This is a genomic window from Haloechinothrix salitolerans (assembly GCF_042662605.1).
GTDB classification, from domain to species: domain Bacteria; phylum Actinomycetota; class Actinomycetes; order Mycobacteriales; family Pseudonocardiaceae; genus Haloechinothrix_A; species Haloechinothrix_A salitolerans.
Genome location: NZ_JBHSXX010000001.1, coordinates 6097410 through 6112610 on the forward strand (window position 1 = coordinate 6097410; position 15201 = coordinate 6112610).

Below are 15201 nucleotides of genomic sequence, written 5' to 3' on the forward strand. Positions count from 1 at the left end.
GCTCTCAGACACTCGCGACCTCCCGCAACTTGGCCTCCACCTGCTCGGTGGTCGGCATGGCGTCCGAACAGGACAGCTCACCGGCCACCAGCGCACCAGCGGCGTTCGCGAACGAGATCGTTCGCTCGGTGTCCCACCCGGACAACAGCCCGTGGCACAGCGCGCCGCCGAACGCGTCGCCCGCGCCGAGGCCGTTGACAACGTCCACCGGCATCGGTGGGACCTCGACGGGACCGCCGCCGTCGTCGGCCAGCACACCCTTCGGGCCCTGCTTGACCACGGCCAGCGACACCCCGGCCTCGTGCAGCACCTTCGCCGCCTCGTGCGGCTCGGCGGCGCCCACCGCGGTCAGGCACTCATCGAGGTTGCCGACCGCGACCGTCACGTGCCGCAACGCCTCGGCCACCACGGCGCGGGCCTGCTCGCGGGACTCCCAAAACATCGGCCGGTAGTCCAGGTCAAGCACGGTAATCCCGTTGCGGCCTCGCGCTTCCAACGCCGCGAGGGTGGCCGAGCGGGACGGCTCCACCGACAGCCCGGTGACCGTCGCCCAGAAGACGTCCGCCGACCGAATCGCGTCGAGGTCCAGTTCCTCGGCGTGAATCTGCAGGTCGGGGGCGTTCTCGCGGTAGAAGTACAGCGGAAAGTCGTCCGGCGGGAAGATCTCGCAGAACGTCACCGGCGTCGGCGCGCCAGGCACCGAGGTGACGAACCGGTCATCCACCCCGAAGCCGCGCAGCGCCCGGTGCACGTACCGCCCGAACGGGTCCTCCCCCGTACGGGTGATCACCGCCGCACGCCTGCCGTACCGGGCCGCGGCCACCGCGACGTTCGTCGGGCTGCCGCCCAGGTACTTCCCGAACGACGTGACGTCCGCGAGGCTCACCCCGACCTGGTCCGGATAGACGTCGACGCCGACCCGGCCCATCGTCAGGACCTCGACCCCGGCGGCCGGTGGGCCGCTTTCGGTCTGCACTGGCACTACTCCTCCTCGCACTGTGGCGATGATCTCCACGTTGACTAGTGCGCTCTACTAGCGCGCTCTAGTGATGAGAACTATGATGGGCCTCACACGGTCGTGTCAAGACCTGACCGACAGAAATTCGAACGTCGTGACCGCGGCGAAGGATCGGAGTGCGGATGCCGGAACCACAGGGGGACACGCCGGGGGGACCACCGCGTCGGGGCGACCGACGCCCCACCATGACCGACGTCGCGCAGCGAGCGGGCGTGTCACGAGCGTTGGTGTCGCTGGTGTTCCGCGACGCGCCCGGCGCGAGCACGGCGACACGCGAACGGGTGTTCCGGGTCGCGGAGGAGATCGGCTACCGGCCGGACAGCGCGGCGCGGATGCTGGCGAGCAGCCGCAGCAAGGTGCTCGGGGTGCTGCTGACCGTGCGCAACCCGTTCCACGCGGACATGGTGGAAAGCATCTACCCCGTCGCGGAGGAACGCGGCTACGAGATCCTGCTTTCGGCCGCGTCGCCGACCCGCGACGAACGCAAAGCCGTCGACGCACTGCTCGGCCATCGCTGTGAAGGGCTCCTGCTGCTCGGGCCGACGTTGCCGACGAGTTACATCGCCGAGCTGGGCAGGAAGCTCCCGGTGGTGTCGCTTGGCAGGCATTTTCGCGGCATCGACGTCGATTCGGTGCACACGGCGGAGGCGAAGGGCGTGCGGCAGGCGATCGCGCACCTCGTGGAGCTGGGACACCGCTCGATCGCGCACATCGACGGCGGACGCGGGCCTGGCTCGGCCGAGCGGCGCAAGGCGTATCGGGCGGCGATGCGCAAACACGGCCTCGACGACTACATCCGCGTGCTGCCCGGCGACCAGACCGAGGAGTCCGGCTCAGCGATGGCGAACGTGCTACTCGCCGAGCGTTCAGCCATGCCAACTGCGGTGCTCGCGGGCAACGACCGTTGTGCGCTGGGATTCCTCGACGTCGTGTGGCGCGCGGGGCTGTCGGTGCCGGGCGATTTGTCCGTGGTCGGCTACGACGACAGCCACCTCGCGCACCTGTCGCACATCGACCTGTCCACCGTGCGGCAGGACCCCGATCGACACGCGGAACTCGCGGTGCGGTGCGTCGTCGACCGGCTGGACGGAACCCGCGACCAGGCGGCGGAGTTCGTGCTGGAACCCAAGCTGGTCACGCGCGGCACGACCGGCCCACCCGGTCGGTCCGGCATAATGCGGTTCGCATCTGGCGGCGACGGAGTCGAAACATGACTGAGCAGCAGGCGACCGGCGACGGCTCCACGGGAGCGCGTCCGGGTAGACGGCCGACGATGTCCGACGTCGCGGAGAAGGCGGGCGTGTCGCGGGCGCTGGTGTCGCTGATCTTCCGCAACGCTCCTGGTGCCAGTGATAGTACGCGCGAACGGGTCTTCCAAGTCGCCAAGGAGATCGGCTACCGCCCGGACACCGCCGCGCGCACGCTCGCGAGCAGCCGCACGAAAACGCTCGGCGTGATGCTGACGATCCGCAACCCGTTCCACGCCGATCTGGTGGAGGCCTGCTACGCCGAGGCGGACCGGGTTGGCTACGACATCGTGCTATCGACGACCGTGCCCACCCGCGACGAGGAGCGGGCGGTCGACGCGCTTGTCGGACACCGCTGCGAGGCGCTGATTCTGTTTGGGCCTAAGACGTCCGCCGCGTACCTGACCCAATTGAGCAGGGAACATCCAGTTGTCGCTGTCAGCAGGCGAGTGCCGGACGCGACGCTCGACTCGGTGCACACGGCCGAAGCGAAAGGCGTTCGGCAGGCGGTGGACTACCTGGTCAAGGAGGGGCACCGCGACATCATCCACATCGACGGCGGCACCGGTCCCGGCGCGGCGGAACGGCGCAAGGCGTACCGGGCCGCGATGCGCAAGCACGGCTTGGCCGAGTGGGTCCGGGTGATTCCGGGGAACCACACCGAGGACTCCGGGATGCGCGCGGCCGAGGTGCTGCTCGGCGAGGACTCGCTGCCGACGGCGGTGCTCGCCGCCAACGACCGGTGCGCGTTGGGGCTGCTCGGCGCGCTGCACAAGGCGGGCGTCAAAGTGCCGCAGGAGGTATCGGTGGTGGGCTACGACGACAGCCGCGTCGCGATGCTGTCGCACATCGGCCTGACCACGGTGCACCAGAACGCCGATGAGCTGGGACGACTCGCCGTGCGCACCGCGGTGGAGCGCATCGAGTCGCCGAACGCCCCGGCGCGGGAGCTCGTCCTCGACCCGGAACTTCGGGTGCGAGACACCACCGGCCCGCCACGGTGAGGGCGGGGTGATTACCTGCCCACCGCTGCCCCGCCGTCCGCTCCCCGTTCCCACCTCCTGCGTACCGTCCCCAGCGTTGATCACATCTACTCGCGTTGTGGTGCGCGAAACCGAGCCAACTAGACATATTCGCACCACAACGCGAGTAGGTGCGATCAACTTCTCGGACGGCCCGGTGATCCGCCCGCCGCGGCGTCTGGCTGTCACTCGCGGCGCAGGCGGTACCAGTGCTCGTCGAACCTAAGCTTCCGCGCGAGGGCGTCTGGCTCGGTGTCCGCGACTTCGACGTCCGTCACCTTCCACCCGGGGAACGCGGCCTCGACCTCCGCGCGGGTGGCGCCCCTCGGCAGCGGACCGCGACGGCCAGGCGCGAAGACGTCCAGCAGCACGGTCGCATCGGGGCTGGCCACGGCGCTTACCGCCCGGCCCATCGCGGCGCGCTCGACGCGGTCGAGCCCGTGGAACGTTCCGGTGTCGAGGATCAGCCGGAAGCCGTCACCGACTTCGCGCTCGCTCAGCGCCGTGACGTCGGCCTTCATGATGCGCATGGCGACCCCCGTCTGCTCAACCCGCTCACGGGCGCGGCGCAACGCGGGCTCGACGACGTCGATGGCGGTGACGTCCCAGCCGCGCCGCGCCAGCCACGCGCCCCACACGCCACTGCCGGTGCCGACGTCGAGGGCCTTCCCGTAGGGCGGTTCATGCCCGCTTTCCTCGCGATCCAGCAGCTCAGCGAGCTTCGTGGCGAACGGCGGGTGCTCGGCGAGGTCTTCCCACGGATGGAAACCTATCCGGTACGCGAGTTGATAGAACACGCTCACGACGTCCGCCTCCCTTACGCGTCGACGCCGACGTTGCGCATGACGACACCCATGGCCTCGCCGAGCAGGTCGGTCGGGCTGAACTCCACGATCTCCGCTCCCGCGTAGTGCACCGGGGTGTGGCCCGGTGGCACGTAGTAGGCGTCGCCCGCCGTATACGTCTCTTCGCGGTCGGGGAACCGGAAACCGACCTTGCCGCTGACGACGTAACCCCAACGCGGGAAGTGGCACCGATCGTCGGGCAGGCCGCGGAACACTTCCGCGAGGTCGGCGTCGGCGGAGTGTGACTCGAAGCAGACCGTGTACCCGCCGTCGAGGGCTTCGTACTTCACGTCGAGACCGTCGAGCGATACGGACTCCGCTGCGGTGGAACGCGACACGTGTGGCATGGCGTCCTCCTTCGTCCAGGTGATGTCAAGGACGCTAGACGTGGACGACGGCCAAGTCTTCGGTCCAACCACCCAACTTCGTTTGCCGGTGAACTGGGTGGTTCTACCCAACGAGTCCGTGCTCGTAGGCGTACGCCGTCGCCGCCGCGCGGCTCTGCACGCCAAGTTTGGCAAGGATGTTGCTGACGTGCCGGTCGATCGTTCGTTCACTCAGCACGAGCTTGGCTGCGATGGCCTTGTTGGTCTCGCCGGTCGAGAGCAGCCGCAGCACCTCGCGTTCACGCGGCGTCAGACCGCGGGCGTCTCCAAGCGGCGCCAGGTCCGATGTCGCACCGAGCCGGGTGAAGACGTCTTGTGCGGCGGTGCGCTCGAACTCCGCCGCATCGCTGTCGCCCAACGCGCCGCACGCGCGCCCGAGCAGCACGCGCACCCTGGCGCGCTCGTACGGGACGTCGAGGTCCTGCCAGAGTTGCGCCGCCCGCCGCAACGGCCCCAACGCCGCCTGGGCATCCCCATCCGCCAAGGTGACGGCGCCTTCCGCCGATGCGGTGACGGCGGTCAGCATGTCGCTACGGAACGTCCCCGCGATGTCTGCCAACTCCTCGCATGCCTCCCGCGCGACCGCGACATCGTCCGCCGCGAGCATGATGTCCACGCAGGCGGGCAACAATCTGGACCGGGATACCGGCTCATCCGTCTCGGCCAGCGCCCGACGGATGGCTGCGACCGCGACGTCGAGACGTCCCTGGGTAAGCCGAAGTCGCGCCAGGCCAGGCTGCGGTTCGCTCCCCCACCGGCTCGCCTCGCGGTACGCCGACTCCGCCTCGCTGACCTCGCCGCGCAGGCGATGTAGCTCCGCCTTCTCGTAGAAAGCCGCTCCCGCAGCTGGTTCGCCGCGTCGCTCGGTGAGCCACGCGCAGGCCCGCTCGGCCTCGGCCATGGCTTCGTCCCACTGACCGCGCAAGCGCAGGATCTCGGCGCGATGTACCTGGCACTGGCCGCGATACGGCACCATCGTCGGCTGACTGTCACACCATCGGCTGAGCGCTTCGGTCCACGTCTGGGAACGGCGCAGCTCGAAGACCTCCCAGCAGCCCTCGATCACGGTGCAGTACGCGTCGCCGACCAGCACGGGGGACAGCCCACCGGCGGTCACCGCGACCATCGCCTCATCGAGCAGCGCCAGTCCGCCCGCGATCTGCGACTGGTAGATCCGGCACCGGCCGAGACCGATCCGCGCCAACGTCGTCAGTTCAACGTCGCCCGCCTTCTCGCCGATGTCTGAGGCCGTCGCGAACGCCGCGGCACCGGCTGCCGCATCGCCCGAGAACGTGTGGCGCAGTCCGTTCAGGTAGCTCATCAAACCGTGTTCGACCTGCTCCGGGTCGACGTCGGCGAGAAGACGTCGCGCGGTGTCGATCCACCCACCCGCCAGTACCTGCTCGCCTCGGTTCAGCAGCCCGAACGTCAGCCAGAAGACAGCGCGGACGGCGCGTGCGATATCGCCCCGCGCCACCCACTCCCGGTACGCCCGCGTCCACAGATCCGTGCTCTCGCGGTCCCTGCCGACGAGGACGGCGGCCTGCGCGAGGCGTTCCACGTCCGGTGTGGCCAGCGGTTCGGCGGCGCTCAGCAAGGCGTAGGCATCCGACCACTCGCCCCGGTCGAAGGCCTCCCTGCCGCGCGAAAGCTCACTGAACACAGCACCAGTGTTGCCGCTGGCGGCGGCTCCGGCCAGGTCAGACGCCCATCGGATGCCAGACCGTCTTGTCCTCCAGATATGCGCGCATCCGACCGATGGTGGGGGACGACGTCCAGTCCGGCTCGTCCTCCGGCACCCGCAGCACGCGCTTGACCGTGTCGGCGGCGGATCGCGCCAGCTCCGTGCGGTGCTCAGGGTCGGCGCCGGTGAGGTCCAGCGCGTTGACGTCGGCGTGCGAGGCCAGCCACGGCCCCAGCTCCACCGCCTGCCCGGTCAGCAGGTTCACCACGCCACCAGGGACGTCCGACGTCGCCAGCACCTCCGCGAGCGTGATCGCGGGCAACGGCCGGGCGTCGCTGCTGACGACGACGGCGGTGCAGCCGGTCGCCAACACCGGGGCGAGCACGCTGACCAGCCCGAGCAACGACGACCGCTGTGGCGCGAGCACTCCGACGACGCCGGTCGGCTCCGGCACGGTGAACGAGAAGTACGGCCCCGCCACCGGGTTCGTCCCGCCGAGCACGGCGGCGAGCTTGTCCGTCCAGCCCGCGTACCACACCCACCTGTCGATCGCGGTGTCCACAAGGGACTCGGCGGTGCGGGGTTTCACGCCCTCGGCGTCACGCACCTCGGCGATGAACTGCTCCCGCCTGCCCTCCATGACCTCGGCGACCCGGTACAGCACCTGGCCCCGGTTGTACGCGGTCGCGCCCGACCAACCGCCGAACGCCGACCGCGCGGCGACCACCGCGTCACGCAGGTCCTTGCGGGACGCTTGGGACGCGTTGGCCAGAAACGCGCCGCCTTCCGACGTCACCGGATACGAGCGCCCCGACTCCGAGCGCGGGAACCGCCCGCCGATGTAGAGCTTGTACGTCTTGGCCACGCCGATTCGCTCAGACCTCGCCATCGTCGTCCCCCTTCAGGTACGCCGCCAGACCGGACCGGCCACCCTCGCGGCCGAAGCCGGACTCCTTGTACCCACCAAACGGAGCGGATGGGTCGAACCGGTTGAACGTGTTCGCCCACACCACCCCGGCGCGGAGTTTGCTGGTCAGCCACAGGATGCGGGAGCCCTTCTCCGTCCACACTCCGGCCGACAGCCCATACGGCGTGGTGTTCGCCTTGGTCACGGCTTCGTCGGGCGTGCGGAACGTCTGTACCGAGAGCACCGGGCCGAAGATCTCCTCCCGCGCGATCCGCATGGACGACTCGACGCCGGAGAACACCGTCGGCGCGAAGAAGAAGCCCTTCTCGGGCACCGGGCACGGGCTGGTCCAGCGCTGCGCGCCCTCATCCTCGCCGGACGCGACCAGTTCGCGGATCTTGGCCAGCTGCTCGGCCGAGTTGATCGCGCCGATGTCGGTGTTCTTGTCCAGCGGGTCACCGAGCCGCAGTGTCTCCACTCGCGCGCGCAGTTTCGCCACGACCTCGTCCGCCACCGACTCCTGCACCAGCAGCCGCGAACCCGCACAGCAGACGTGGCCCTGGTTAAAGAAGATGCCATTGACGATGCCCTCGATCGCCTGGTCGATCGGCGCGTCGTCGAACACGATGTTCGCCGCCTTGCCGCCCAGCTCCAGCGTGAGCCGGGTGCGCGTGCCTGCGAGCTGGCGCTGGATCAGCTTGCCGACCTCGGTCGATCCGGTGAACGCGACCTTGTCGATGCCGGGGTGCGTCACCAGCATCTCGCCGACGTCACCCGCGCCGGGCACGATGTTGACAACTCCGGGCGGCAGCTCCGCCTGCTGGCAGATCTCGGCGAATACCAGCGCGGTCAGCGGCGTCGTCTCCGCCGGTTTCAGCACGACGGTGTTGCCGGTTGCCAGCGCGGGCGCGATCTTCCACGCCAGCATCAGCAGCGGGAAGTTCCACGGAATGACCTGCCCCGCGACGCCGAGGGGTCGCGGATTTGGCCCGAGCCCCGCGTAGTCGAGCTTGTCCGCCCACCCCGCGTGATAGAAGAAGTGCGCCGCCGCCGTTGGGATGTCGGCGTCGCGGGATTCCCTGATCGGCTTGCCGTTGTCCAGGCTTTCCAGCACGGCGAGCTCACGGGCGCGCTCCTGGATCAGCCGCGCGATGCGGAAGATGTACTTCGCGCGTTCCGACCCGGACATCGGCGACCAGACCCGCTCGAACGCCTTCCGCGCGGCGCCCACCGCGCTATCGACATCGGGCGACGACACTGTGGACACTTCGGCGAGAACTTCACCGGTGGCCGGGTTGAGCGTCTTGAGTGGCTCGCCACCGCCGTCGACGAAACCGCCGCCGATGAACGGCTGGTAGTACTGCTTTACCCGCGCGATGTCACGGTTTTCCGGCGCGGGCGCGTAGTCGAACACGGGCATGTCAGCGCCTCGATGTCCACTGTGGTCGGATCATGTCGTCCCCTTACTCGGGCAGGTAGTTCGCGCCACTGTAGTGGCCGTCCTGTTTGGCCCGTCGTTGTAGCAGTAGGTCGTTGAGCAAACTGGAAGCTCCAAATCGGAACAGCGCTGGCGTCAGCCATCGCTCCCCCGCGACCTCGTTCACCGCGACCAGGTAGCGGATCGCGTCCTTCGTGGTGCGGATGCCGCCCGCCACCTTGACACCGCGCACATCGCCAGTCGCCTCGTGGAAGTCCCGCACGGCTTGCAGCATGACGTGCGCGACCGGCAGCGTCGCGGCGGGTGAGACCTTGCCGGTCGACGTCTTGATGACGTCGCCACCCGCGAGCAGCGCGAGCCAGGACGCCTTGCGCACGTTGTCGTACGTCGCGAGCTCGCCGGTCTCCAGGATGACCTTGAGATGCACAGTGCCTTGTGCTGCCGCACATGCTGCTTTGACCGCGACGATCTCGTCGAAGACGTCACCGTAGCGGCCTTCGAGGAACGCGCCCCGGTCGATCACCATGTCGACTTCGGTCGCGCCGGAGTCGACGGCGAGCGCGGTGTCGGCGAGCTTGACCTCGCGGTTGGAGCGCCCGGACGGGAACGCGGTGGCCACACTGGCGACCGCGACGCCCGTGCCTGCCAACGCATCGACCGCGGTGGCGGCGAGGTCGGGATAGACACAGACGGCGGCGACACTCGGCGTGTCGGGGCGCTGCGGGTCCGGCCGTACGGCCTTGGCACACAGCGATCGCACCGCACCCCTGGTGTCGGCACCTTCGAGAGTGGTCAGGTCGACCATGCTGATGGCGGTGTCGATCGCCCAGCGTTTGGCGTCCTGTTTGATGCTGCGGGTGGCGAGGGTCGCCGCCCGTTGTTCCAGGCCCACCTGGTCGACGCCGGGTAGGCCGTCAAGGAACCGTCGCAGGCTCGATGCGTCGCGGGTGGCGTCGTCGAGCCGCTCGGCTAGCGCTACGGACATAAGGGCAGTCTAGGCGGTTGATCCCGTGCGGCGGGCTGGTTCACCCCCGGAGTTCACGGCGCCGGATCTGATGCTGGGGTTGGGGCCGAAGGTGGCCTTGGGCACCGCCTGAGTACCCAAGGCCACCGTGGGCTCGCAAACGCGACCAACACCGGGTGCACCTCGCGGCGTCTCGGTGCGACCCGCGACAGCGCCTTGCGAAGTTGATCAGCTTGCCCTGGGCCATGACCATCGCGCGCCCGTTTTGACCGCTTCTGGTGGTGCTAGCCCAGGGCAAGCTGATCGACTTCGCCGTAAGGTGCGACTCGCGGCCCGTAAGGTGAGACTCGCGGCGCGCCGCTAGCGCCGAGCCGGAGCCGACGCACGGCCCCGGACCTAGAGCGTGTCTCCCGATTCATCGGGCGAGCATGACGGTGGCGGCGAGGAGTACGCCGCCGAAGTAGGTCCGCGCGTACTTGTCGTAGCGGGTCGCGATTCCGCGCCACTGCTTGAACCGGCCGAAACCGCGCTCGACGGTGTTGCGCTGCTTGTAGAGCTCGGGGTCGAAACCCGGTGGCCGACCACCGGCGGACCCCTTGTCCTTACGGCGTTTGGCCTGGTCGGAGCGCTCGGGGATGGTGTGCCGGAGGCGTCGCCGCCGCAGTTCGCGGCGAGTCGACGGGTGTGAGTAGGCCTTGTCCGCCAGCAGGCGATCCGGCCGGTGCCCGGTCGCGGCCAGGGCCTCGAGCAACGGCGCCAGGCGCGGATTGTCCCCGGCTTGCCCGGCGGACAGCAGCATGGCCACCGGGCGGACACCGGAGGTGACCAGGGCGTGGACCTTGGTGGTCAATCCGCCGCGCGAACGACCGATCGCGTGGTCGTCCGGCTCGGAAATCTTGTCATTCGACCTGGCCCCCTGTGTGGTCCGCGGAGGGCGCGCCGGCGGCATGCTGGTGCGCCCGCACGACGGTGGAGTCCACCGACAGCAACCAGTCCAGCTTGCCCGTATCGGCGTGGTCGGACAGCACATGCTCGAAGATCCGCTCGTACGTGCCGTCGCTTGACCAGCGGCGATGCCGCTTCCACAAGGTCTGCCAGGGGCCGAACTCAGCGGGCACATCACGCCACGGCGATCCGGTGCGAAAGCGCCACGCGATCGCTTCCAGCACCTGACGGTGATCACGCCAGCGCGCACCACGCCGCCCAACATCAGACGGCAACACCGGCTCGATCGACTCCCACAACTCGTCCGTGATCACACCAGTTCTGATCATTCACCGATCATCAGCGAACCACCGGCCGATATTCGGGAGACACGCCCTAGGCGATGGCGTAGACGAGAGCGGCGATGCCGAAGCCCATCAGACCAATCAGGGTCTCCAGCACGGTCCACGTCTTCAGCGTCGTCTTGACATCCATGCCGAAGAAGCGGCCGACCAGCCAGAAGCCGGAGTCATTGACGTGGCTGGCCATCACCGAGCCTGCCGAGAGCGCGAGCACGATCGCGGCGAGCTGCACCGCGTTGTAGTCACCGCTCGCGACGACCGGCTGCACCAGCCCGGCCGAGGTGATCAGCGCGACGGTCGCGGACCCCTGCGCGATCCGCAGCGCGGTGGCGATGACGAACCCGGCGACGACCACCGGCAGGCCGATGCCCTCAAGACTGTCGGCGAGCGCGTCCCCAATGCCGCTGGCCTGGAGCACGCCACCGAACATGCCACCGGCGCCGGTGACGAGGATGATCGCGCAGACCGGCCCGAGTGCGGAGTCGAGCAGCTTCTCGATGACGGCGCTGCCCCTGCCGCGCCGCTTGCCGAGTACGTAGATCGCGACGAAGACGGTGATCAACAGCGCGATCGGAGTCGAGCCGATGGTGCGCGCCACGTTGTACCAAGTGGCGTCGCCGTCAACCACGCCAGCGGCACGCAGCGCGTCGAGGCCGGTGTTGAGGAAGATCAGCACCAGCGGGAGCAGCAGCAGCCAGACGACGGTGGCCGCCCGCGGTGGGTGTTCGTCGTGCTCGGCCTGCTGGCCGCCGGCGAGGATGTCGTGCACCGGAAGCACCCAGCGCTTGCCAGCCCAGAGACCGAACAGGTAGCTGGTGACGTACCAGGTCGGGATCGCGACGATCAAACCGAGCAGCAGCACCAGACCGATATCGGCGCCGAGGAGCTCACCAGCGGCGACCGGGCCGGGGTGCGGCGGCACGAAGATGTGCATCACCGAGAACGCACCGGCGACCGGGAGGCCGTATCGCAGCACACCGCCGCCGACACGGCGGGCGACGGTGAACAGGATCGGCAGCATTACGACGAGACCCGCGTCGAAGAAGATCGGGAAGCCGAAGATCAGCGAGGCGACGCCGAGCGCGAGCGGCGCGCGTTCCTCACCGAACTTGCCGACGAGCGCGTCCGTGAGCGCCTGCGCACCACCGCTGACCTCGACCAGCCTGCCGAGCATCACCCCGAGGCCGACCAGCAGCGCCACACTGCCCAGCGTTGAGCCGAAGCCCTCGTTGAGGGTGTCGATGATGTCGGCGGGCGGAATGCCCGCGGCGAACGCGGTGAGCAGGCTGACCGTGACCAGCGCGAGGAACGCGTGCACCCGCAGGCCGATGATCAGCACCAGCAGCAGCGCGATCGCGCCCGCCGCGATGCCGAGCAGCGGCCCCGCACCGAGTGTCTGTACCCAGTCGTCCGTAGTCTCCATGGTTAAGCTCCGTTGCTTGTTGCCTGACGCGGGCCGGACGACGCGGACAGGCCTAGCCGGTCGAGCGCGGTCGCCGCGACCGACCGCGGCGAATCCGCCGGATCGATCGCGACACCGTCCTCATCGGGCGCGAGCGGTTGCAGGTCTGCGAACTGGGAGCTGAGCAGGGTGGTCGGCATGAAGTGACCGGATCGTTTGCTCAGCCGGTCCCGGACCACGTGTTCGGTCGTGCGCAGAAAGACGAATCGCACTCGCGCGTCCGCTTCCCGCAGCACGTCACGGTAGGACCGCTTCAGCGCGGAGCACGTCACGACCACGCTCACCCCCGCCGCGCTGCGTTCGCTGATCCAGTCCCGAATCGCGCGCAGCCATGGCGCGCGGTCGGCGTCGGTCAGCGGCAGCCCCGCCGACATCTTGTCGATGTTGGCGGGGGGATGAAAGTCGTCCGCCTCGGCGAGCGGCCAACCCAGCTCGTCCGCGATGAGCTGGGCCGTCGTGCTCTTACCGACGCCGGAGACCCCCATCACGACCACGCAGGTCGCCCGTGAGTGATCGGACATCCACACCCTTCCCGCATCCCGGCGATCCGAGCCAAACACTGCCCGCTGCCGTCCAGTGATACTACCTTTGAGCGTGAAAGGTATCACCTAATGTGTGACGGGGGAAGGCCCGCGACTCGGGATACGCTGCGGACGTGACCCCCCGAGCAGAACGCATCGCAGGCCAGGGCGCGCTTCACGACTCCGTACTCGACGCGATCGGCATCCGCATCACCAGCGGAGAGCTAGCCGCGGGTGACGTGCTGACGCTGGAGGCGATCCAGGAGCACTACGGTGTGTCCCGCACCGTCGCGCGCGAGACGATGCGGCTGCTTGAGTCACGCGGACTGGTGACGTCGAAGCGGCGGGTCGGCATCACGGTGCGGCCGATGACGTCCTGGCAGGTGTACGACCCGAAGGTGATCTGGTGGCGGCTATCCGGCCCGGACCGCGACGCGCAGTTGCGGTCGCTCACCGAGCTGCGGATCGCCGTCGAGCCGCTGGCCGCCGCCGCTGCCGCGCGCGGGGCGTCCGCCGCCGAGCGGGAACGCGCCGTGGCACTGGCCGCCGCGATGCGCGAGCGCGGCGAAGCCGGTGAGCTGAGAGAGTTCCTCGACCTGGACATCGAGTTCCACGCGCTGCTGCTTCGGGCGGGTGGCAACGAGATGTTCGCCGCGTTGACGGAGGTCGTGGCGGTGGTGCTGCGCGGGCGGACGACGTTGGGGCTGATGCCGCACAAGCCGGTCGCCAAGGCGCTCGACCTGCACGAAGCCGTCGCGGCGGCGGTGGCCGATGGACGTCGTGAGGACGCCGAGGACGCGATGCGGGAGCTGCTGGCGGAGGTCCGCGACGCCATGACGCGGTAGGCGCGTCCTTCCGCCACGCTCAGATCATGCGGTGCTTGTCCGGCGGCGGCGTGCGGGGCTTGCGCTTGACCGAGACACCGCCCCAGAACGCGAGACCGTTGACCGTCACGACCGGCCCGTTCGGGTCAGGGTTCGGCTGCGCGTCGCCCGTGCTGTCGAAACCGCCCATGAAGCCGACACCGGTCACCTCGACTCGGATGTCGTCCGGCACGACGATGTCGATGCCACCCATTATCGCGACCGCCGTGATGGTGACGTGCTGCTCGGCGAACGTCGCCTGCCGCAGGTCGATGTCGACGCCGCCCCAGAACGCGAAGCTGTTGTGCTGCGCGGGCACGCACCAGTTGCCCCTGCGGGCCGCGCCTGACATCACAGCGATCGACGACGTCGAACCGGGCGTGCCGCCGATAAGCGGATGCCCAACAGCGGACTGCGCCGCTGGCACCGGTGCCGCCCCGGTCGACTCCGGCAAGTCGGACGTGAGCGGCACGAGGTCGGCGTGCGTCTTGGCCGCGTAGACCGCGCCGAGCCGTTCCTCCAGCTCGGTCATGGTGATCCTGCCCTCGCTGAGCGCGCGGTGCAGCACGCCAGCGACCCGTTCCCTGTCTGCGTCCGACGCGCGCAGCGCGGGCGGGCGCGCCTCGTCTGGCTGGTCCTGACTCACGGCCCTGAGCGTAGCGCGCATACCGGACACGCAGGGCGGTAATCCGGCGACGGGCCTACGTTTGCTCCGAACGCTCCGGCCCGCCGCGCGGCAGGTTGTCCGGCGGCTCGAACCGCAGCCGCTTCGCGATCGGGACGTCGGTGGACGAGTGCAGCACGATCGACAGCGCGATGGTGATCGCGACCAGCTCGAACACGAGCTGACCGTTGGGGATGTCGGCTTGCAGCACCAGCAGTCCGTACACGACCGACGCGAAGCCCTTCGGCCCGAACCACGCCGCGACAAACTTCTCGGCTCCAGGAAGCTGGGTGCGCAGCAGCGACAGCCACATCGCGAGCGGCCGCACCACGACGATGATCACCACGGCGAGCACCCACTCCATCGCGGACAGATGCGACAGCAGGTTCGGCGTGATCAATGCGCCGAACAGTAGCAGCGCGCCGAACTTCGTCACCTCGGACAGCAGCTCGCCGAACGGCTCGAAGCGTTCCGCCGCGAGGCGGTCCAGCGTGGCAAGCGTCGCCCCAGCGGCGAACGCGGCGAGGTACTGGTTCGACTCGGTGAGATGACACAGACCGAAGACGGCGACCGCGATGGCGAACCCGCCGAGCGGTTGCAGCCTCGGCTCAAGCGTGAGCAGCTTCAGCCGCCACGCGAGCGCCACCAGCGCGGGCACCGCGATGCCGATCGCGAGCCCGCCGACCAGCTCAAGGCCGATGTGCGTCCAGTGCGCGTCGGTGTGCTCCGCGATGGCGATGAAAATCAGCACGAACGGCAGCGCGAGACCGTCGTTGAGCCCCGACTCGACGTTGAGCAGGCGCCGCACCCGCAGCGGGACGTCCTTCCTGCCGACGATGGCGGCCGCGAACACCGGATCGGTTGGCGCCAAGATCGCGCCGACCAGGAACGACG

At 69.2% G+C, this 15201-nt stretch carries 14 protein-coding genes and 1 pseudogene; 3 read left to right on the forward strand and 12 right to left on the reverse strand.

The genetic code is table 11. From position 1 onward, the window contains the following. Positions 1-4: 4 nt before the first annotated feature. Entirely contained in the window at positions 5-982 is a 978-nt protein-coding gene (iolC, locus tag ACFQGD_RS29150) for a 5-dehydro-2-deoxygluconokinase (protein ID WP_345400077.1), read from the reverse strand. A 158-nt stretch (positions 983-1140) separates the two neighbouring features. On the opposite strand from iolC, the gene ACFQGD_RS29155 reads away from it, so the two are divergent. After that, the gene (locus ACFQGD_RS29155) at positions 1141-2232 is read left to right on the forward strand and encodes a LacI family DNA-binding transcriptional regulator (RefSeq protein ID WP_345400074.1); all 1092 of its coding nucleotides are present in this window, start codon (positions 1141-1143) and stop codon (positions 2230-2232) included. Next, complete coding sequence (locus ACFQGD_RS29160) at positions 2229-3269, forward strand: LacI family DNA-binding transcriptional regulator (RefSeq protein ID WP_345400071.1); 1041 nt, start codon at positions 2229-2231, stop codon at positions 3267-3269. The genes ACFQGD_RS29155 and ACFQGD_RS29160 overlap by 4 nt, the downstream gene beginning before the upstream one ends. A gap of 203 nt (positions 3270-3472) precedes the next feature. On the opposite strand, the gene ACFQGD_RS29165 is transcribed toward ACFQGD_RS29160, so the two are convergent. The 9 genes and pseudogenes from ACFQGD_RS29165 to ACFQGD_RS29205 all read right to left on the reverse strand — a co-directional run bounded on the left by ACFQGD_RS29165 (position 3473) and on the right by ACFQGD_RS29205 (position 12780). Then, complete coding sequence (locus ACFQGD_RS29165) at positions 3473-4090, reverse strand: class I SAM-dependent methyltransferase (protein WP_345400068.1); 618 nt, start codon at positions 4088-4090, stop codon at positions 3473-3475. 14 nt (positions 4091-4104) lie between these two features. Continuing rightward, a complete protein-coding gene (locus tag ACFQGD_RS29170; RefSeq protein WP_345400065.1) occupies positions 4105-4479 on the reverse strand; it encodes a cupin domain-containing protein in 375 nt (124 codons plus the stop codon). Positions 4480-4582: 103 nt separating this feature from the next. After that, positions 4583-6181: a LuxR C-terminal-related transcriptional regulator gene (locus ACFQGD_RS29175; RefSeq protein ID WP_345400062.1), complete on the reverse strand. Its 1599-nt coding sequence runs from the start codon at positions 6179-6181 to the stop codon at positions 4583-4585. 37 nt (positions 6182-6218) lie between these two features. Next, positions 6219-7091, reverse strand: coding sequence for an aldehyde dehydrogenase family protein (locus ACFQGD_RS29180; protein WP_345400059.1), 873 nt, complete (start codon positions 7089-7091; stop codon positions 6219-6221). Beyond that, positions 7078-8529, reverse strand: coding sequence for an aldehyde dehydrogenase family protein (locus ACFQGD_RS29185; protein ID WP_345400056.1), 1452 nt, complete (start codon positions 8527-8529; stop codon positions 7078-7080). The genes ACFQGD_RS29180 and ACFQGD_RS29185 overlap by 14 nt, the downstream gene beginning before the upstream one ends. 43 nt (positions 8530-8572) lie before the next feature. Next, positions 8573-9532, reverse strand: a complete 960-nt coding sequence (deoC, locus tag ACFQGD_RS29190) for a deoxyribose-phosphate aldolase (RefSeq protein ID WP_345400053.1) — start codon at positions 9530-9532, stop codon at positions 8573-8575. Between the two features lie 394 nt (positions 9533-9926). Further along, positions 9927-10785 (reverse strand): annotated as a pseudogene (locus ACFQGD_RS29195) (IS5 family transposase). 46 nt (positions 10786-10831) lie between these two features. Then, positions 10832-12220, reverse strand: coding sequence for a GntP family permease (locus tag ACFQGD_RS29200; protein WP_345404397.1), 1389 nt, complete (start codon positions 12218-12220; stop codon positions 10832-10834). A gap of 2 nt (positions 12221-12222) precedes the next feature. After that, positions 12223-12780 (reverse strand): gluconokinase, encoded by a 558-nt coding sequence (locus ACFQGD_RS29205; protein ID WP_345404394.1) that lies wholly within the window; start codon positions 12778-12780, stop codon positions 12223-12225. A 134-nt stretch (positions 12781-12914) separates the two neighbouring features. On the opposite strand from ACFQGD_RS29205, the gene ACFQGD_RS29210 reads away from it, so the two are divergent. Continuing rightward, entirely contained in the window at positions 12915-13625 is a 711-nt protein-coding gene (locus tag ACFQGD_RS29210; RefSeq protein WP_345404391.1) for a FadR/GntR family transcriptional regulator, read from the forward strand. A 19-nt stretch (positions 13626-13644) separates the two neighbouring features. Here the strand turns inward: ACFQGD_RS29210 and ACFQGD_RS29215 are convergent, their stop codons facing one another. Next, complete coding sequence (locus tag ACFQGD_RS29215) at positions 13645-14310, reverse strand: DUF1707 SHOCT-like domain-containing protein (protein ID WP_345404388.1); 666 nt, start codon at positions 14308-14310, stop codon at positions 13645-13647. A 34-nt stretch (positions 14311-14344) separates the two neighbouring features. Next, positions 14345-15193 (reverse strand): cation:proton antiporter domain-containing protein, encoded by an 849-nt coding sequence (locus ACFQGD_RS29220; RefSeq protein ID WP_345404430.1) that lies wholly within the window; start codon positions 15191-15193, stop codon positions 14345-14347. Positions 15194-15201 lie beyond the last annotated feature (8 nt).